We start from the raw sequence: 20,015 nt of genomic DNA, 5'->3' as shown, positions 1-20,015 counted from the left end.
TCCAGTCGATTCGGTCGTTCCACGCCTTCCGATGGGGGTTCGACCGCTTCTTCGGACGGTACCGTCGAACGTTGAACTGATGGCGGAAATGCAGAAGAACCGACATGGGACGGTAAGAAAATCTGGATTCGCGTCCGAAGAACGATTCAGATAGGTGTTCTGTGCGCTGAAGAGTCTGCAATGACCGGCATTTCGGTTTCCAGCGGCACACAAATCGGCAGAATCGAAAACCTTACCGGACCCGGGCCAGGCCTCGGTACATCGGAGCCGGACATGGTGACGGAACAGTCGACTCGTAGACAGCAACCGTGATCGAAAAGGATCCCTTTCGCATGGCAATCAGTGAATTCCTCGGCAGCCTGATTTCCCGCAATCGTCGCGCAGTCCGGCGTCCTCAACCGCGGCGCAACTCTATACCGTCCATTGAGTTGTGCGAGCCGCGAACACTCTTGAGTGCGACCGCAGTTCTGGGGCAAAGCTATGTGGGGCCGGAACCCGGGGTCGGAAATCCGGGACAGATGAACCCGCTGACTTCGATTCCCCAGTTGGACAGTCTTCCGGGGGCACCGGTGACGATCTACCTGGACTTTGACGGCCACGTCGAGAGCAATTCCCAGTGGACCGCTCAGTTCAACAACGACAATGACATCATCACTCCCGTCTATGACATCGACGGCGACCAGACCACGTTCAGTGATGAAGAACTGCGGCGGATTGAAGAAATCTGGTATCGCGTCAGTGAGGACTTCGCCCCATTCAACGTCAACGTGACGACTATCGATCCGGGGTCATATAACAACTTCGAAACGCTGCTGGTCTCGATCGGTGGTGCCGGGCCGTGGCTGGGTACCGCAGCGGGCGGCGTCGCCTGGTTGGATTCCTTCAGCAACGACCTTTCCAACACGGTTTACGCATTCACAGATAACCTTGGAAACGGCTTCGCGAAGTACACCGCGCTGACTGCCTCTCACGAGGCCGGCCATGCTCTCGGACTGCAGCACCACAGCGTCTTTGACGCCAGCGGCAACAAGACCGCCGAGTATGACGGCGGCACTCCGACGCTCGGCCCGATCATGGGTGCTCCGTTTGATTCGCTGCGTGAACTGTGGAACGACGGCCCGAGTTCGCTGGGCGCCACTGTTCTGCAGGACGACCTGGCCGTGATGACACGAGCCCAGAACCAGACGTTTGCCTACCGGGTCGATGATCACGGCAACAACCGGGCGACTGCCACGGTTCTGGACTCTTCCCTGCCGGGTGTCTCCGGCAGCGGGATCATTGAGCGGGTCGGCGACGCGGACTATTTCGAGTTTGATACCGACGCCGGCGATCTCTCGTTCTCCGCCAGCGGCCTGGATCTCACACAGATCTATCCGGCGAATACAAACAACCCCGGCACGAACCTGGACATCGTGCTGACACTGTATGACAACCAGGGTAATGTCGTTGCCACCGGCAATCCGACCAATAGCCTGAACGCGTCGCTGACTGCGAACGTTGCAGCCGGGACGTACTACATCGCCGTCGGAAGCACGGGCCAGTATGGTTCCCTGGGCGCTTACACGCTGGACGGAACGATCATCCCGCTGGCGGCGGCACCGACGATGATCGGCCCGAATGGCCTGCAGACACAGTCGACGCTTACGTTCCTGTGGACGCCGACGCTGAATGCCGCCCGCTATGAACTGGAAGTCACCAATACCGGCACCGGCAACGTAACATATAGTAATGCCAACATCACCGCTGTGGTGTTTACGCCCGGTTTTCAGTTCCCGGAGGGTGACTACACAGCCCGGGTTCGGGCGATTCAGTCGAATGGTGTCGTCAGCGAATGGAGTAACGTTGTCAGCTTCAACGTGGATCTGCCGGCTCCGACGCGCCCGGTCATCACGAATCCTTCGGTTGATGTGACCACCAGCGCGTTTCCGAATTTTGCCTGGACCGCGGAAAATGCAACCAGCTATTCGCTGGAGGTCGATCGCCAGGACGCCGCGACCGGTGCCTGGGTGCGAGTGATCAATCGTACGAACCATACCACCCAGTCATACACGCACTTCTCCCCGCTGGGAGAAGCGATGTATCGTGTTCGGGCACGTGCATTCAATTCGATCGGTGAAGTCAGTGCATGGAGCCTTTACGAGGAATTCCGAATTGACATCCCCACACCGGCGGCGCCGGTCCTGGTTCCCTTCGCGGGAGCCGTGGAAACCGCGACTCCAAAGATTACCTGGAATGCGGTTGAGTACGCTTATCAATACGACCTTTGGGTCAATGACCTGTCGCACGGCAAGTCTCAGGTGATTCGGGTTCGTGATATCGAAGGTCAGACGTTCTACAACATCGTCAATGCGATGCCACAGGGAACGTATCGGGCCTGGGTTCGCGCGGTCAACGGAGCCGGCGAGTACAGTGCGTGGAGCACGCCGGAGACATTCCTGATTGACATCCTGGCACCGACGCGTCCCACAGTCACCGGACCGGCGGGAGACGCCAACGGAGTTGTCAGGACGCCGACACCGACATTCCAGTGGACCGCCGCTGAACGTGCGGTGTCGTATGAACTGTGGGTCAATCACGACACTTCGGGCACTGTGCGGATTGTCCACCAGACTGGCATCGGCGGCCTGACGTATCCTGCAACGGACGAGTTGCCGGAAGGAGACTTCCGGGCGTGGGTGCGAGCCTTTAATTCCGCCGGCGAAGCCGGCCCGTGGAGTGTGCCGCTGAGATTCAGCATCGACGTGCCCGTTCCTTCGCAACCGGTGATTGTCGCGCCAACTTCCGGACCGTCCGGAAGCGTGACGGATGCGACACCCACGATCAACTGGCTGGTCGATGTGCCCGGTACCGTCTACGACCTGTGGCTGAACGACACCACCAGCAACAAGTCGCAGGTCATTCGCGTTCAGGACCTGGACACAACGTCCTTCACAGTTCCGGACAGCCAGATTCTGGAAGAACACGTCTATACCGCATGGGTGAGGGCAGGTAACAGCGTCGGAGAATTCAGCCGCTGGAGCGAACCGTTTGTCTTCCGAATTGACGTGCCGAATGCCACGACGCCGATCATCATTGCCCCGACCGGAACCGTGACGACTTCGCGGCCGACGTTTATCTGGGAACACACCGACGGCAACGTGCGCTACCAGATCCTGGTACGCGATCTGGAGAGAAACGAGAACATCGTGCTGGACGTGGAGGACTTTTCCGTCGACGGTTCCAGTGGCACCGCGGCCTACACATCGCAGACCGACTTCCGCACGGGAACGTATCGCTTCTGGATTCGAGCCTTCAATTCTCAGGGATCGGCCAGTAGCTGGAGCAGTGATCGATCCTTCGCCATCATGGCCAGCGCTGACTCGGCGACCGGTTTCAATCCGCATTTTGACCTTGTCTCCGGTGATCTTCTGCTGACAGAGCAAGATCGAAGCAGTCAGATCCGGGAACGGCAGCCGGCTGAGTCTGCACGTAGAACGGTTGTCGTTCACGAAGTCGAACAGGCCGACGCTGCGACGGTCGAACGGTCGGAAGCACGGGAAGAGGTCGCCGCACCCGCGCTGGAATCGGCGACACACGACGCTGTGTCGGCTGTGATGGCTGAGCTTGCCGATCCCACTGCAAGGCTGGCAATCGAAATGGATGACACCAGCCGCGCGGCCATGGAGTTGCCAGGCGTGTAATTCTCCGCCTGCTGAGCCAGTTTCTGAATCGTCTGAAAGCCCGCCATTTCTGCAAATGGCGGGCTTTCGTGTTTGCGCACCGGAACTGATCGCCAGCGGTTGTTCGCCGTTTTGCGATCGCAAGGGGAAATCATGCCTCCCGAGCTATCGCGGGCCAAGTCCCTTTTCGAACGCTCCCGGCGGCAAGTCGAGCCCGGTCAGTGTTCGGAACTGAAGTTGAAGCTGTTCGGCAAAGATTCGCGGCGGCGAAGGATAGTGTGCTCCCCGAGCGGCTGCCTCGTCGGCGAACGCTGATTCGTTGGGATACCGGGTCAGATCGACAACCGTCATGCCTTCACGGATGAGCGACGGATTCAATTCGCGGCGATCCGTGCCACAGCGAATTTCACAACCCGCCAGAATCAGGATTTCCGTCCGTACTCCGTGAACGGCACTCCACGGCAGGTGTCGTACCCCGCAGTGTCTGGCGGCGGACGTTGCCGCGTTATCAGAAGGAGCGGCAATGCTGACGGCGGCGTTCTTTGATGCCGCCCAGACGGCGGCCGCCATTCCCAGAGGACCACTGCCAATCACCGTGACGGCGCGGCCGTTCATTCGCAACAGATCTTCCCGCTGGTTGTGAATGACAGTTTCCAGCGCTGATAACAGTGTGGCGACGCCCTTCCAGCCGCTGCTCTTCTCCATGAACAGATCCATGTAACCGGACTTTCGGGCAACCTCGTCGCCGGGTTCAGCGAAATCGTCGAGGTGTGCTGAACACATCGGATCGACAATCAGTCCGTTGATCTTCATCACCTGCAGCATCTTCTTCAGCCGATCAGACTTGCCCGGTATCAGCGGCAGGCACCGGATGCGCCTGCCAAGTTCCTGGAACGAGAAATTCAGGATACGCGTGGACGTGTTTTCGGCGGCACCCATCCCGATGATGCCCAGGAACCGGGTGCCCCTGCCGATTTCGTTCCACCGATATTCTTCTTCCAGTTCCCAGACCGTCGGCTGGCCGGGCCAGGTTTCCATGCCCTTTTCCAGCGCCGCGTAAATCCACGGAGATCCGTACTTCCGGCTCAGCAGTGAAAACGTCAGTCCGGACGGTCCGATTCCCTGTCCGACGACCGGCAGTTCGCGTTTCTGAGTCACCGCCGCCAGCAACGGCCACGCGGCGTCGAGATCGTCTGTTGGCCAGGTGAACTTGACCACGTCAGCTTTCGCGTTCCAGCACTTTTCGAAGACATCATCGATCTTCGCCGGTGGCCGATTCAGACTTGTATAGCTGATCACTCGCCTGGTATTGCCGAAACGCGGCACCTTGTCAGCCACATCCAATTCCAGTTCGATGTAGGCCGGACCGGCGACGATGGAGTTGCGCAGCAATTGCAGCCGCTGTTCTTCGCTGTGCCGCCAGTGGCCGCCGTCACGCTGTCGACGACACGAAACCAACACCGGTTTGTCGACGCTCCGGAGCAGTTCGGCAACGTCCGGAGTCTTGATGAACTGGTCCAGGCAGAGTTCAATCAAATCGCACTTGCGGGAAGCGTTCAGCAAATCCACGGGAGCAAGCGTGCGGGACGACGGTGAAACGGAAATACAGATCATCGGCGTCGTCCGTCAGCAGGCATGTTTCCGTCGAAGTGAATGTCAGACCGTTGTGGATGGCCGATTCTCGGGCGGTTGTGCTCGCAAGTGTTTTCGTCCGCGCCAAATCGGGCCGCGGGATCATGGTCTTGCCGGGACTCTGCCGTCATCTTCGTCACTCAGTCTGAGGTCAGCCGCTGCGAGTTGTTCGGTGCGATTCATGAACTGAGCTCCGTCGTACGCCTCAGGCGTGAAGACAGCCGCAGCCAATTCTGATAGCCGACGATCGCCAGAACGGCCAGCACGCCTGTCAGCGGCGCTCGCATCCGGGTGTCGGTCCAATAAAACGTGTGCAGCAGCAGGAAGGAGAGTATGGCGGTCCACAGCAGCCAAATGCAATCCGTGCGCTGCCGGACTCCGCGCGGAATCAGACTGCCCAGGAGTCCGATCCACAGGACAGCGTACCACGTGCCGACAGCCAGATCGATTGGAACGCCGTGGCTGCCGGTGGCGGGACTGAGCCCCCAGAATCGCTTCCATCGCAGAAGGCAGGCCTTAAGGAAGACGCCGGGTTGAGCATGGATTTCCTCGCGCGCACGTGCATACATCCACCGATCGGCGGCGATTTCGTCACCAGGCGCGACGCCATCATTCGTCATCTGATGATTCATGTCCTGCTGCCATTCAGAGAGGCTCTGACCTGACCAGACCGGCTGGCCGGGGGCATCAACCACTTCGCGGAAGAACACAGAATTGTTGCCCAGCAGCAGTGTGTAGCCTCCGTGCGTTGTTGCCGGGATAGATTTGCCGAACACGACTTCGTTTCGGACGATCCACGGAGCGACTGTGACCGCCATGGCCGCAGCCGGCACTGTCGACAGCAGGATCATTCGAAAAAACCGTCCATTCGTGATTCGCCAGCGTCGCCACCGGCTTGTCGCGCCGATGACTGCCAGCAGTACTCCCGTGACCAGCAGGACCGGACGACAAAGCGCAGCGAGACCAAAGGCGACTCCGGATCCAGCACCATCCTTCATTTCGTGAGACTGCTGATATCGGACGAACAGCCAGACGGCGATCGTTGCCAGGGCGGCGCTTGGAACTTCCGTCATTGGAATTGCCGTGTAGCGCAGAAGAAGGGGGTCGAAGACGGGAACCGCGGCCGCAGCGAAAATCCACCGGCCGTTCAGTTGCAGAGTTCTGCCGAGCATCCAGGTGGCGGCAACGGTGATCACGCCCGCGGCGATGTTCAGCAAAACGACCGCAGCGACGCCGGACAAACCGATCCGAATTCCCACGGCAATCATCAAAGGCAACAGCGGTGGTCGGAACGCGGTTGCACGATCAGAACCCGGCACCGAAAGGCCTGAACCGGCGGCGACGCTTTGAGCCAGGCCGACATAGCCGTCCGGATCGGTCCGCAGGTCGTCGCCAAGCGCCATCACGGCTGCGATGCGCAGCAACAGTGCCGCGACCAGCAGGACGGCCAGCGGCACCGGTACTCGCTTCAGATTTCCGGCAGTGCGGTCGTCAGCCGCCTTCTCGGATGAGTTCGTCATCAAAGTAGTTCGTACTCATGCCGGCGTCGATCACGATGCCCTGGGAGTTGATACCAGCGGATCGGGGACTCAACAGGAACACAACTGTCGACGCCACTTCTTCGGTCCGGACGGCCTGTTTTCGCAGCGTCGCCTTTTCAGCGAACAGGTAACTATCGACGTAGCCGGGAATGCCGGCGGACGCCGAAGTCTTCAACAGTCCCGGACAGGCTGCATTGAAGCGAACCTTCGAAAACTTCGAAAACGACTTGGCCAGGAAGCAGATCGAGGAATCCAGAGCCGCCTTGACCGGAGCCATGAATCCATAATTCTCCGCCGCCATTCGAGTTGTCGAAATGGAAATTGTGACGACGCTGCCGGTGTTCGGATCGAGCACCGACTTCAGCGCGTTGCAGATGGCAATCAGTGAAAAGCACGACACATTGACCGCCTGAAGAAAGGCATCGCGCGGAGTTTCGTGGAACGGCAGCCATCCGGCGGAATAGTCGGCAAAGGCAATCGAATGCACGATTCCGTGCAGCACGTCCACCGCGCCGCTGACATCTTTCGCCATTCGGTCAATATCGGCCTGTCGTTCGACATCGCAGACAAAAACGTGGGAATCGGGAGCGAGCTTTTTCACTGCTTCCGCGCGCTGTTCCGATCGGACTCCAAACAAGACGTTGGCGCCTGCTTCCAGCAGCAGTTCCGCCGTGTGCCATGCGACGCTTTTCCGGTTGGCCACGCCCAGGACCAGGACGTTCTTTCCCTGAAGCTGCAGAAAGTCCATACCGCAATTCTGTTCGTGAGAGCCTCTGAGCCGGTGAAAACATGAGCCATCAGGCTCCCGCAGCCGGATTGTAATGACAAAGCCATTGGCCGAAACTGCCAGCGGCGTATGATACTCGGCAAACTTATTCACTGATTCTCACAGAGGCAGGATACGAATGATGAAAACAGCGATTTCAGTCGCAGTCATGGCCTTGATTCTGGCAGCAGTCAGCGGCATCGGATGTCAACAACAGGAAGATTTCGTGGACTATGGATCGGCACCGGCCAGCGAATCCACCGCGGGCGGGCACAGCCATCCGTCCGAGGGGCCGCACCACGGTGATCTGGTAGAACTTGGCGATGAGGAGTACCACGCCGAGGTCGTGCACGACGATGAGGCCGAAACGGTGACTGTGTTTATTCTCGATTCGGCGGCGAAACAGCAGGTTGCCGTCGATGCCGCGGATCTGAAAATCAACGTCAGCCACGACGGAACGCCCGAACAATTTGCGCTGGCCGCTGAGCCCGATGCCTCAGATGCAGAAGGGAAATCGTCGCGGTTCGTTTCCAGCGACAGCGAACTCGCCGAGCATCTCGACCAGCACGATGCGGAGCCGAAACTGGTCGTGATGATCGGAGGCAAGTCGTACAGCGGCGTGATTCGCCACGCGCACGACCACGGCGACGAACACGCGGAAGACGATCATGCTGCCGGCCACAGTGCCGACGGTCACAGTGATAGCGCTGATGCGTCGCACGAGGGCGAGTAGCACGTCGACGCAGGCTGCAACGAAGTGCGGTCAGTGATGAGTAATCTTCGTAGCTGCCGATGCAGACTTTCCCTTCGAACCGACCACGAGCGGCGCAAAGTGAATCCCGTCGACCAGTGTACCGGTCGGCGGGATTCAGTCGTCGATTCTGTGATCAGTCGTGAAATCGGCGGTCGCGATGTTGTGGCATCACCAGTGGTGATGACCGCCGTAGACCGTTCGGCTGCGACCGTGAATGACACGTCCGCCGCGGATCCGGTCGACGTGACCGGTCTGGTGGAAGTCATAGTGTGCCGGCTGAACGTGGTAGTGATTTCCGTGCCGGTAAACTGTTGTGGGGTGGAAGTCGTAGTGACTCGTGTTGTGCCAGACACGCGTCGTTCGGCCGTAGCCGAAATTGCCACCGTACCCGCGACCTGTGTTGATGCCGATCGAGAAACCCGGCGACGAATATCCGATACCGTATCCGCCGCGATAGTACTGTGCGGAGGCATCATCAGCGCCGAGAATTCCCATTGCCAGTGCCGCGCATGCTCCGACCATGAACCTGCTCATTTCCTGCTCCCTGTTTCTTTCTGAGAAACCTGAGATTCGGGTCGGTGCCAGCCCGACGGCCCCCCGCGGGTGCCAGACTCTGATGACAAAGCCGCCGTCATCTCCTGAAATGACTTACTGCACGCAGCAATGAGCGATGGAGATGCCGAATTTGCCGGATTTTCTCAAGTCGTGGTGACTGCAGGATTTACCGAATACGGCAGCCACATCGTTCAAACTTCGTCTGTCGCGATTCCGTCGCATGTGTGATCGATGTGACTGCGCATTTGGAGTGGAGGCTCGCCTGCAATGCCCAATCAGTTTGCTGTGACTGAGGACGAAGGTCGCGCTTCGTCGATCAGCTTTTCCGCAGCTTTTTCGAACCGCAGAAACGCCTTCAGGCCAAAAGCAACCACGGCGGCCGCGACGGAAAACACAGCTCCCATTTTTGCGGCTCCCTGCATCGACGGATCCGGAAACGCCTGCCCGCAGACGAACAGAGCCACCGTCAGGCCAAGGCCCGCAACCACGCTGGTGACCAGCAGGTGGGCCATCGTCATGCCCTTCGGCAGTGGAAATCCGATTGCCGCGGCAACGCCCGAAAACAATGTGATTCCCGCCGTCTTGCCGACAATCAGGGCTCCCAGAATCATCCAGCTCAGACCATTCACTTCTGAAAATCCGACGCCGGCATTGGCCAGTGCGAAGAAGAACAGCCCGAAGTCGACCAGCCGCTTCATATCGTGTTCGAAGTTTTCCAGCGGCGAGTGACCATGTGTCGCGTCACGCTCGGCGTCCACGAACAGACCTTCGTCGTGAGTCGGTGCCGGCAGGAACGGAACGATGAAGACAAGCGCCAGGGCCGGATGCAGGTGAGCGCTGTAAAGTCCCCACCAGCACAGAGCTCCGCCGATGACGACATACGGAACCCAGTTTCGAACGCCCTTCATTCTCAGTCCCCAGGCAGTCGCCATTCCCGGGATCAGCCAAATCAGGTTTGCCCATTCGGTCGGATGTGCCGGGTCGGGGTAGCCGATGGCGATGATTCCCAGCCCGATCGCGTCATCAGCCACTGCCAGCAGCAGCAGAAAACTGACCGCGGGATGAGTCTTTCCAAACAGACAGCGAATCACCAGCCACGCCAGTGCGATATCTGTTGCGGTGGGAACTCCCCAGCCCTTGATCCACTCCGGTTTGCCGACCACGGCGTTCAGCGTAAGGAACACACAGATCGGTCCCAGTACGCCGCCAACTGTTCCAAACAGCGGGTTGATGGCCTTCGACACCGGATTCAGCGCACCTTCGGGAAGGCAGGCTTCTGTGATTTCCTTCGCGGCGATGCCGAAGAAGACCACCATGAAAATGTCGTTGATCAGGAAGTGCAGCGTGAAGTAATGAGCCCAGCCGTGAGCATGCATTTCGGTCACGCTGTTTCCCATCGAGAGCCAGTCGCCAAACTGGTGGAATGGGGCGTGGACGGCAGCGTAGTAGCTGTTGGGGCTCAGATTCGCCCAGATTACAGCGACGATGACGCCCAGAATGAGGGGTGCGGAAAATTCCTGGAGTCGTTCTACGGTGCGTTTCATCGGATTGCTGCCTGCTAAGTCGATCTGAATTCGTGACGCCGAGGCTCGGCAATCGACTTATCGACAGCTTAGTTGCGCATTTGCGTGGGCCGGCCACGAAAGACAGGCAAAGCAACCCGAGATTCCGGAACGTGCAGGATTTGTCGATTGCGCAAGTGTGTGGTGTCGACAAAATCCGTCGCCAACGAAAACAGCCCGGGCGATGAACCGCCCGGGCTGCGTGCTTTTCGAAATGATTCGAATCGAAGAGAGAAGGGCGGCATCCCTGCCGAAAGGGCCATCCATGGAGTGAGCGGCCAAGATGGAGGGTTGTTGAGTGAGTAAGCGCGCCCCGCTCTCGTTCGATTCTTCTGCTTCCAGTGTGCTCCCGCGGACTATTGCGTCAACGTCTTAAACAGCTCTCCGAATTCGGGCATCTCATCCTTCAGCACGTCCATCCACCGATCCGGGTGCCAGATTTCAACGCAGATCACCGCCCCGACAATCACCACTTCCTTTCCGGCATCCACTCCCAAGAACTGACGAAATCCCTCAGGAATCAGAAGGCGTGACCGCTTTGCAAGGCTTACCTGCTGATGGCGGGTTGACAGCAACCGGCCGAGCCGCTGGACGTCTCCCCACCGCTGTTCCATGCGGCCGGATTCAATCTTCTGCCGCAGCAGACTGACGCCGCTGTCCAGTCGTCGCTGCCATTCGTCCCGCCGCCACAAACTGACGCATCCGGAACGTTCCTTAGCGAGGATTACGTCGCCAATTTCATCTGCAACTGCTTCCGCAAAGTCGGCGGGAAGAGTCAGGCGATGTCGCTCGTCGATCGTTCGTCTGACTTCGCCGGTGATGAACATGAATGGCTGCCGGTGAGATTCCTGGGTTTTGCCTTCTTACGATAATGGGCAGCCATACCACATTCAACCGTCTGTTTTTTGATTCATCGGGCATTAATCCCACAGCGGACCTTATTGTGATGTCCTGTTGTCAGCAACGGACTGACATCCGGTTTTTCCGATAATTCACAAAATTCGGGTTCGCCCGACTCACGCAAAGGAGTGGCGTCAACGCAGTTCAGACGGCTGGTGACGGCTGGTGAAAGTTGTCTGCCCGCGAAGACCTGGCGGGCGGACCAGCGGCAAACGGTTCCAAACTGCCGCGGGTGCGGTGACTTCACACAAGATTGCAGTGCCGGAGGTGATACGTTTGATCGTGACGAACATCGTGCAGCACGTTCCTGGTGTCTGTGAAGATCACGAATGAGGTCTGGCAATGGGCAAACTGAAACCGTTTCTGATCGGCTGCTGCGTGGGGGCCGGATCCATCTTTGTCGCTCTGCAGTATCATCTCGTTCGCGGGCACGACGGGTTTCAGTTCATTCCGAGAACGCCGCAGCATTCGCTGGGACTCGCCTATTCCGACGTGCGCAACTGGGACGCCGCTCAGTGGGCAGATCGTCCGGAATTGGCGCGGGCGCTGGTGGCCCACGGGTCTTCTGACCTGATTGCGACGACGGTGGCTGACGATCTGGCCGATTCGATCACTTCAGGAAATTCAACGCTGGATCAACTGCGGTCATTCATCAATGAAACTCCTGCGCAGAGTTCCGATGCTGACGATCTGCTCGGTGATCCCGGGTTTTTCTCGGAACCGATTCGTGCTCCTGCGAATGACGGCGATGACATCTTTCGCGTTCCGTTTCCGGATTCGGCGCAAAGGATTCAGCCGCTTCGGCAGTTGACGGAAACAACCGAATCGGCTGCTCGTGCAACGATTGCGATGAATCCAGGCGAACTTTCCGCCGAGGACGTTTTCCGGTCCGGGAGCGCCGGGTTGCGACAGGATCAGAGACCCGAAACGACCGAAACCGAAACATCTGCAGAAACGTCCGTTTCCACTCGTCAGATCCGTCAGGAAACCAGCGAATTGGAAAGTCTGTTGTTTGGCGATGAGGTTTCAACGGACGATTCTTCGCGCGTGGCGCCGGCGCCGGAGGACGGCGGAATCTTCCAGGACGTCACCAGCGCTCTCGATCGCCGCGCGTCGGACGCTTTGGCGCGAGCACGGTCCGGGTTCCAGGATGAATTGTCCGGCACCATGAGTGACGGCGCCGGTGTGGTCAGCGGCTATGTTCGCGACCGGGCGCGCGAATACGTGCCGGAATCTGTGTCGACCATGTTTTCCGACGTGACGTCGAATTCCGATATCGAGCCGTTTACGCGATCACCATTGCCATCCGTTTCGTCGGCGGCTGATGGTTCTTCGGAGATTCCACACGCTCTGAAAGCCCTGCAGGAAGGTTTCGATCCGTTTCTTCGAAATTGACGTGACGCGTGGTCATGCTGGCCGATCCCAACGCTGGTGCGAGGCATCGCCGCCGCCTCTGAATACCTGCCCCGAAGGCGGGTCTCCCGGCGTTCCGCCACGGCGAAAACCGCACAGTTTCCGAATCCCCGGCGTTGGCGAAAGCTGGGCTGAACGGGTGAAGTTCACAGGTTCCGACAGCGAACGGGACCGTTCACTCTGAACGTCCGGAAAGTGCAGATTTCGACAAAAGAAGCGCTCGAAGTCTGCAGAAAAGCGTGTAAAGTCAGTGCAACCGGAACGGAAGCCAATCAGGCACTGAACACTGGATCACCTGTCCCACCTTCGCGCGGATCGTTTCCCGCCCTGCCTGCGTCCACACCATCCCACAGCAATTTATTCGGAGTTTCTCACCCATGACACCGGCTGACGCGGAATGTGCTCGTCTGCTTCCGTCCGTTCCACTTCCCGAATATGCCTTCTATCCCGGGTCGGGACTTCCGCACCCGATTCGAGATCCCAAGGGTCACAGTTACGGTCGCAAACATGCGGCAGGCAACGGTCCCAAGGCGCTCAGCAACGAAAACTGGTCTGACAACCGCAACTTTCTGCTCGCAATCGACTTCTTCAACCTGGGCTTCTATTGGGAGGCCCATGAAGAGTGGGAACGGCTGTGGCGAGTGTCCGGAGCGGATACCACGGTTGGAAGGTTCCTGAAGGGACTAATCAAGCTTTCCGCCGCCGGCGTGAAAGTCCGGGAACGCAGTATTCACGGTGTTCGGCGTCACGCGGCTTCGGCCGGCGAAATGTTTGCTGACGTCGCTGCCGAGGCGGATACCGACAGCTTTTGCGGGCTGGACTTTACGCGTCTGCAGTTCGCGGCCGACCGCGCGGCTCAACTGGCCTACAAGAAAGATCATGCACCGGGGCTGGCCGTTCGTGTGTTTCCGTTCCTGCTGAAGCCGGTCAGCATGGCCGCCAGTTCCTGAGGACTCGGGATTCGCTGCGGCGACGGCGTCGAAAAACACAGAAGCTCGCGGTACTCTGCCGCGAGCTTTTTTTGTGCCGCGAGCGTTCCGGAATGACGGTTTCTGACACGCGGCACCGCGACGTGCGGAACTCATGGGCTTTCGCTGTGGACAAACGAAGGGCAAAACGAATTTCATGAAGATTCTCGTCATTGGTCAGGGTGGCCGCGAACACGCTCTGGTCTGGAAGCTTTCTCAGTCGCGCAACGTGGAACGCGTGTACTGCGCACCAGGCAACGCCGGAACGTCACAGGATGGCGAAAACGTCAGTATTGCGGCCGACGACATCAGCCGTCTGCTGAGTTTCGCGAAACAGAACTCCATCGACCTGACGGTTGTCGGCCCGGAGGCTCCGCTTGTGGCCGGCATCGTGGACGAATTCCGCAGCGCGGGGCTTCGCATCTTCGGACCGTCGAAAGCCGCCGCGCAGCTGGAAGGCAGCAAGTCGTTCTGCAAGGAGATCATGAAGAAGGCCGGAATCCCGACAGCCGCGTTCAAAGCGTTTACAAGTCTGCAGCCGGCGCTCAGTTATCTGGATTCCGTCGAACACGACTTGCCGCTGGTTGTGAAAGCGGACGGGCTGGCTGCCGGCAAGGGGGTCTATGTCTGCCGCAACCGACGCGAAGCGATCGACGCCGCGACGTCGATGCTGAAGCACGACGAATTCGGTACCGCGGGGCGAAAGATCGTGATCGAAGAATGCCTGGAAGGTCAGGAAGCCAGCATTCTGGCCATCATCGATGGCGACACGATCATTCCTCTGGAAACTTCCCAGGATCACAAACGAGCACTGGACGGCGATCGAGGCCCCAATACAGGCGGCATGGGAGCCTACAGCCCGGCTCCATCGGTCACCGAGCCCATGATGGACGAGATCGTTACGCGCATCCTGATTCCAACAGTCAGCGCGATGAAGAACCGCGGCTGTCCGTTTTCCGGCATCCTGTACGCCGGCCTGATGCTGACGCACCAGGGGCCGAAAGTGCTTGAATACAACGTTCGCTTCGGAGATCCGGAAGCACAACCCGTGCTGATGCGACTGAAGTCCGATCTGGCGCAGGTGCTTTCTCTGGCGGCCGATGGTCGGCTTGCGGAACTGGAAGGCCTGGACTGGGATCCTCGTCCGGCTGTGTGCGTGGTCATGGCATCAGAAGGCTATCCGGGAGACTACGAAAAGGGCCGCGAGATCTCCGGCATTGACGAAGCGGACGCCATGCCCGATGTGAAAGTGTTTCACGCCGGAACCGTCGAAAAGGACAGTCGAATTCTGAACGCCGGCGGGCGTGTTTTGGGTGTCACGGCGACCGGAGCAACCATCGCGGATGCCAAAGTTGCCGCCTACGCCGCAGTCGAACAAATTCACTGGGCGGGCGGCTGGTGTCGCTCAGATATCTCGGACAAGGCATGATTCATTTCGGATCAGCGAGAATTCCACAGGCTCGTTTCCGCTGTGAGACCACGGTAGAATCGTGCGCCATGAGAGTACCCATTCTGGAAGCCGCCAGGCAGGCAGACGCCTTCTTCATGCAGCAGTCACCGATACACGAAGCTATGCGCCGGCTGACGAAGACGCTTACGGAGATGAACATTCCGTTCGCGATCGCCGGTGCCATGGCTGCGAATGCTCACGGCCACAAACGCACAACCGCTGATGTCGATATCCTGATTCGCCGGGAGGATCTGAAGAAATTCAAAGACAGATACATCGGGCGCGGCTGGGTCAACAAATTTGAGGGGTCGAAGAGTTTTCGTGACGCGGTGACCAATGTCAGCATTGACGCTCTGATGGTTGGCGAATACCCAGGCGACGGCCTTCCAAAACCGGTGGCCTTCCCTGAGCCTGAAACAGTTGCTGAACGGCACGAAGAGGGAATTCCGTATGTGTCGCTCAAGGCACTGCTGGAACTGAAACTGGCCAGCGGCATGACCGCCGCTCACCGGATGCAGGACATGGCAGATGTAATGAATCTGATCCGCGTCAACCAGCTTCCTGCGGTCTTCGCTGAACAGCTCAACCCGTACGTTCGTGAGAAGTTTCTCGAACTGTGGCAGGCGGCACAGGTGGACGAAGACTATTGACCAGTGGAGGATCGCATGACCCGTTTCCGGAAACTGATTCAAGCCATATTCATTACGGGAGGCCTGCTGGTGACGACTGCAAGTTCCACGTCCATCGCTCAGACAGATTCCATTGATGTCTGGATCGGAACCGGCGGTAACTCACTGAGCAGAGGGATCTACCATTGCCTGCTGGACACGCGCACCGGCAGGCTTTCGAACCCGACGGTCGCGGCGGAGGTCAGCGGTCCCGGGTTTCTGGCGATGCACCCCAACCGAAATCGCCTGTACGCTGTCGGTTCTGTCGGCGGCAAGCCGTCCGTCATCTGCTATGCCATTGAATCGCACGATGGTCATTCCGCACTGGCGCTTCTGAATGCTTTGGAAATCGGCGACGGTGGCGGAACTCACGTCAGCGTGGATGCCACCGCGAAGACTGTGCTGACGGCACAATACGGCGGAGGCTCGGTCGCCGTTTTTTCGCTCAACGATGATGGAACGCTGAAGGAACGTACTCAGTTGATCGAGCACAATGGCGGATCGCGCGTCGTGGGAAACCGGCAGGACGCCCCACATCCTCACTGGACAGGATTCTCGCCTGACAACCGTTTCGCATTCGTGCCGGATCTGGGGCTGGACAAGGTGGTTATCTACACAGTCGACGCCGCGAACTCAAAGATAACGCCGCACGGCTTCGGCGAAGTTCCTGCCGGTGCGGGGCCTCGTCACATGAAGTTCCACACGTCCGGAAAGTGGGTTTACGTGCTGAATGAACTGGATCTGACAGTGACCGTCTTCGACTACAACGCCGATGCCGGCACGATGACGGCAAAGCAAACGATTGAAGCTGTTCCGAAAGCGGAGCTGGCGAAGGAACAGTTCACGAGCGCTTCGGAAATCCGTGTGCATCCGAACGGTCGCTTTGTGTATTCGGCCAATCGTGGACATGACACGATCACCGTATTTGCCGTCAACCCCGACACCGGCGAATTGAAAGTAGTCGAACGAGAGTTCGTCCGCGGTGCCACGCCGCGCAACTTCAACCTCGATCCATCAGCTCGCTGGCTGTTGGCAGCGGGCCAGGATTCTCACACGCTGGCTTCGTTTGTCGTCGATCAGAACAGCGGAGAACTGACGTACAACCAAAGCGTTGTGTTCGCCCCTGCAGCGATCTGCGTGCTGTTCGGACCGGAGTAGGACTCTCAAGACCGCAGATTGTCAACCGGCCATCGCGCAGCCAGGATTGTTCAGTGCACGGAAACCAGGCCGGTCGTTGTGGCGCGTGCGCCTGATGTGCCGGACCGCTGACGCCAAGCGTTCAGACCCTCGTCCAGAAACGCCCGGAACTTCTCCCCGGATGTGTCCAGGCCGGTGAAACGTGCAAGGATCTGTGTTCCGTCGGGAGAGACGATTGCATAAGCCGGGATTGCCACGTCACCAAACAGCGATTTCTGCAGATCGATATTTCTGTTGAGAATCTGCTTGCTGCGCGCGGCGTCCTCGACGCCCGGAACCGTGTCGACGTAGAGCTGTGCCCGCGGGAGGTCGCTGATGACTTCGTGGACTTTCGGAGTCCGCAGGGCCGTGCGTTCCATCACGCGGCAGTTGATGCAGTTGACTCCGGTGAAGTCGACGAAAATCGGCTTGTTGGCGCCGCGAGCCTGTTCGACGGCGGTGTCGAATTCCAGAGCATACTGCAGGCCGTCGTGCTCAAGAAAATAACCATTGTCCGTTTCGGAGATCGCTGCCGTCGGTGGAGCGAAGGCCGCGATCTGCTGCCATACGATCCCTTTGGGTTCTTCCCGCGCGAAGAGTCCGACGGCCATGTAAACGCCGATGCCGATAAATGTCAGCGCGAAGACAGCCTGCAGCGGACCGGTGCTCCTGTTGTTGTCATCATGTCCGATGCTGAACATTCCCAGCAGATACAGTCCGGTGACGACGGCCACGGCAATCCACGCTCCGACGACAAGACTGAAGTCCAGCAGGTAGGGAGTCTGTGTTGCGCTGAACCCGATGTCGGCGACACTCAGGAATTTCGCCACGATTGCCAGTTCCAGCAGACCCAGCGTGACCTTCACGCGATTCATCCAGCCGCCGCTTTTCGGTAGCTTCTTCAGCATGCCGGGAAACAGTGCGAGGAAGAAAAACGGTGAAGCGAACGCCGTTGAAAACGCCAGCATCCCGATGATCGGCCAGAAATAGCTGCCCTTCGCCGCTACCACCAGCAGTGTGCCTACAAAGGCAAATGTGCAGGTAAATGACACCAGCGTGAATGTCAGCGCCATAAACAACACACCCACGATTCCTCCGGTGGATTCGCGCTTTGCCGACCACGTCAGCAGCCACGACGGAACTCGCAGTTCGAACATTCCCAGCAGCATCATTGCGAACAGTGTGAACACAAGTGCAAAGAACAGATTCAGCCACGGGTTGTTTGCAAGCTGGTTCAGCGCTTCTCCGCCGAAGAACGTTGCCGTCAGCAGCCCGAGCACCGTGAATGTTCCGACGATTCCCAGACAATAAACGATGGCCAGTCTGAGCGTGTTGTCCTTGCCGGTTTCGCCCTGTTTCAGGAAGAAGCTGACGGTCACCGGAATCATGGGAAACACGCACGGTGTCAGCAGAGCGACATAACCAGCCACCACAGCCGTCAGCAGGAATGCCCACAGCCCGTCTTTGGCGGGATTGTTCACAGCCAGCGCGGCATCGGTTTCGGTTGCTGTCGGCTGTGTTTCCGGTAGTACGTCCGGCCCTGCCGGTCCGGGCACTGCGGGAATCTGTCCGGTCGTCGCCGTTCCCAGGGAAACACGAAATTCAAAGTCAGCAGGAGGCAGGCAGGACCCGTTGTTGCAGATCTGAAAGATGACCGTGCCGGCGATGTGAGCCTGTTCGTCAGTCAGCACGAACGGTCGGGACCATGTCACGTGGTCGTAGTGCGTTTCCAGAACGAAGCCTTCGAGCGGTTCTTCAATTTCCGGTTTTTCCGACGCAGTAAAGTCCGTGCCGATCGCCTGAAGTCCCGTGACTTCGTCCAGCAGAATCTCCGTTGGCTGCCCGCCGCCCTGTTCGGCGTCCTGAGTCAGTGAATACGTGTGCCAGGGCCGGGCGATGTTTGCGGTGACAGAAAGCGTGACTTCGTCGCCGACAGACGCGTCAGCCGGAGTCAGAGAAATCGTGAATTCGATCGGCGACTTTTCGTCCTCATCCCCCTTCACGTCGGGGATAATGGTGACCCGAGACTGCGAATCTGCGGCATCACCATTGCCACTCGTTCGTTCTGGTGCAGCGACATTGTCTCGCGTCGTCGCAGGCGCTGATACGGTGGACTCTGAAAGCGTCGCGGTGAATTGCCGTGCGGGGGTGATCTGCACACAGACTCCGCCTTCGCCGCTGGAACAGTATTGTCCCGTCAGTTCGCCCTCAACGCTGATTCCTGGTTTGAGCGGCCCGTTCGTTGACGTCAGCCGGCGCGTCCAGGTGACCGTTCCGAAGTATTTTTCGATATCCAGCTTCAGGATGTCGTCAAAGACAACCTTTGGTTCATGATCGGCGACGAACTCGCCGCCAGCAGCTGTCAGGCCGCCGGTGTTCGTCAGAGTGATCTGAGTGGCTGTGCCGAAACCCGGGTTCGTCGGGTAGATGTAGTAGCCGTCCTGAAGCTCAGCGGTTACCTGCAGTTCGGCGCTGGTTTCGTCGATGGCGACCAGTTCCGCTGATACCGTTAGCACATCGTCCGCGGCTGGTGGCCGGTTCGGCCCCCCGAAGTCAAGACTCAACGAACGGACATTCACTCCCTGAGCGAACGACGTTGCAGAAAGACACCCGAGCAGAGCGATGGACAGCAGTCTGAAAAACATGGCAGGGCTTCCGATGGGCAGGGCGAGCCGATTGCAGACAGCAATCACGAGGATGCCGACAGTTCCGCGAAACGTCAGCCGCAGGAGCGACCGCATTCCATGGAATGTCGGGCGCCGATGGCAACCGTTCACAGAATCGACACATACCGGCAGGATCTGCCGGCCACGAATGCCGCAGACGGCAATGGATTCTGGCTCATCGTTGACAATCGACCGATCACGAACCTTACATGGAAACGAGGTTTACTGAGAAGACATCATACGTGTCCGCCGCGCGAAATGCGCCTTGTCGGGCAAATCCGGCAGCGGAGGCAGTTCCGGAAGTT

Annotated in this window: 14 protein-coding genes; 7 read left to right on the top strand and 7 right to left on the bottom strand. The window is 58.7% G+C overall.

The window, feature by feature from the left end; genetic code table 11:
• Positions 1-518: 518 nt before the first annotated feature.
• Complete coding sequence (locus tag R3C19_12880) at positions 519-3,680, top strand: hypothetical protein (GenBank protein MEZ6061252.1); 3,162 nt, start codon at positions 519-521, stop codon at positions 3,678-3,680.
• Positions 3,681-3,824: 144 nt separating this feature from the next.
• On the opposite strand, the gene R3C19_12875 is transcribed toward R3C19_12880, so the two are convergent.
• The 3 genes from R3C19_12875 to R3C19_12865 form a co-directional block, all read right to left on the bottom strand.
• Positions 3,825-5,273, bottom strand: a complete 1,449-nt coding sequence (locus tag R3C19_12875) for a type I 3-dehydroquinate dehydratase (protein MEZ6061251.1) — start codon at positions 5,271-5,273, stop codon at positions 3,825-3,827.
• 197 nt (positions 5,274-5,470) lie between these two features.
• Complete coding sequence (locus tag R3C19_12870; GenBank protein ID MEZ6061250.1) at positions 5,471-6,811, bottom strand: glycosyltransferase family 39 protein; 1,341 nt, start codon at positions 6,809-6,811, stop codon at positions 5,471-5,473.
• Positions 6,783-7,580, bottom strand: coding sequence for an SDR family oxidoreductase (locus R3C19_12865; GenBank protein MEZ6061249.1), 798 nt, complete (start codon positions 7,578-7,580; stop codon positions 6,783-6,785). The genes R3C19_12870 and R3C19_12865 overlap by 29 nt, the downstream gene beginning before the upstream one ends.
• A 187-nt stretch (positions 7,581-7,767) precedes the next feature.
• Here R3C19_12865 and R3C19_12860 point away from each other — a divergent pair, with 187 nt between their 5' ends.
• A complete protein-coding gene (locus tag R3C19_12860) occupies positions 7,768-8,331 on the top strand; it encodes a hypothetical protein (GenBank protein MEZ6061248.1) in 564 nt (187 codons plus the stop codon).
• Between the two features lie 189 nt (positions 8,332-8,520).
• Here the strand turns inward: R3C19_12860 and R3C19_12855 are convergent, their stop codons facing one another.
• The 3 genes from R3C19_12855 to R3C19_12845 all read right to left on the bottom strand — a co-directional run bounded on the left by R3C19_12855 (position 8,521) and on the right by R3C19_12845 (position 11,296).
• Positions 8,521-8,886 (bottom strand): hypothetical protein, encoded by a 366-nt coding sequence (locus R3C19_12855; GenBank protein MEZ6061247.1) that lies wholly within the window; start codon positions 8,884-8,886, stop codon positions 8,521-8,523.
• Positions 8,887-9,182: 296 nt separating this feature from the next.
• Positions 9,183-10,451, bottom strand: a complete 1,269-nt coding sequence (locus R3C19_12850; GenBank protein ID MEZ6061246.1) for a Na+/H+ antiporter NhaA — start codon at positions 10,449-10,451, stop codon at positions 9,183-9,185.
• 374 nt (positions 10,452-10,825) lie between these two features.
• Positions 10,826-11,296: a division/cell wall cluster transcriptional repressor MraZ gene (locus R3C19_12845; protein ID MEZ6061245.1), complete on the bottom strand. Its 471-nt coding sequence runs from the start codon at positions 11,294-11,296 to the stop codon at positions 10,826-10,828.
• Between the two features lie 415 nt (positions 11,297-11,711).
• Here R3C19_12845 and R3C19_12840 point away from each other — a divergent pair, with 415 nt between their 5' ends.
• The 5 genes from R3C19_12840 to R3C19_12820 all read left to right on the top strand — a co-directional run bounded on the left by R3C19_12840 (position 11,712) and on the right by R3C19_12820 (position 17,026).
• A complete protein-coding gene (locus tag R3C19_12840; GenBank protein MEZ6061244.1) occupies positions 11,712-12,764 on the top strand; it encodes a hypothetical protein in 1,053 nt (350 codons plus the stop codon).
• A 395-nt stretch (positions 12,765-13,159) separates the two neighbouring features.
• Positions 13,160-13,732, top strand: a complete 573-nt coding sequence (locus R3C19_12835; protein MEZ6061243.1) for a DUF309 domain-containing protein — start codon at positions 13,160-13,162, stop codon at positions 13,730-13,732.
• 175 nt (positions 13,733-13,907) lie between these two features.
• Positions 13,908-15,179, top strand: coding sequence for a phosphoribosylamine--glycine ligase (gene purD, locus R3C19_12830; GenBank protein MEZ6061242.1), 1,272 nt, complete (start codon positions 13,908-13,910; stop codon positions 15,177-15,179).
• Between the two features lie 68 nt (positions 15,180-15,247).
• On the top strand, positions 15,248-15,850 hold the full coding sequence (locus R3C19_12825) for a hypothetical protein (protein ID MEZ6061241.1): 603 nt from the start codon (positions 15,248-15,250) through the stop codon (positions 15,848-15,850).
• 15 nt (positions 15,851-15,865) lie between these two features.
• Positions 15,866-17,026 (top strand): lactonase family protein, encoded by a 1,161-nt coding sequence (locus tag R3C19_12820; GenBank protein ID MEZ6061240.1) that lies wholly within the window; start codon positions 15,866-15,868, stop codon positions 17,024-17,026.
• A gap of 50 nt (positions 17,027-17,076) precedes the next feature.
• Here R3C19_12820 and R3C19_12815 read toward each other — a convergent pair whose 3' ends face one another.
• The gene (locus R3C19_12815) at positions 17,077-19,689 is read right to left on the bottom strand and encodes a protein-disulfide reductase DsbD family protein (protein MEZ6061239.1); all 2,613 of its coding nucleotides are present in this window, start codon (positions 19,687-19,689) and stop codon (positions 17,077-17,079) included.
• Positions 19,690-20,015: the final 326 nt, after the last annotated feature.

The sequence above is a fragment of the Planctomycetaceae bacterium genome (assembly GCA_041398785.1).
Classification (GTDB): Bacteria; Planctomycetota; Planctomycetia; order Planctomycetales; family Planctomycetaceae; genus JAWKUA01.
The sequence above is the reverse complement of the archived record's forward strand: the minus strand, read 5'-3'. Positions and strand labels throughout refer to the sequence as shown.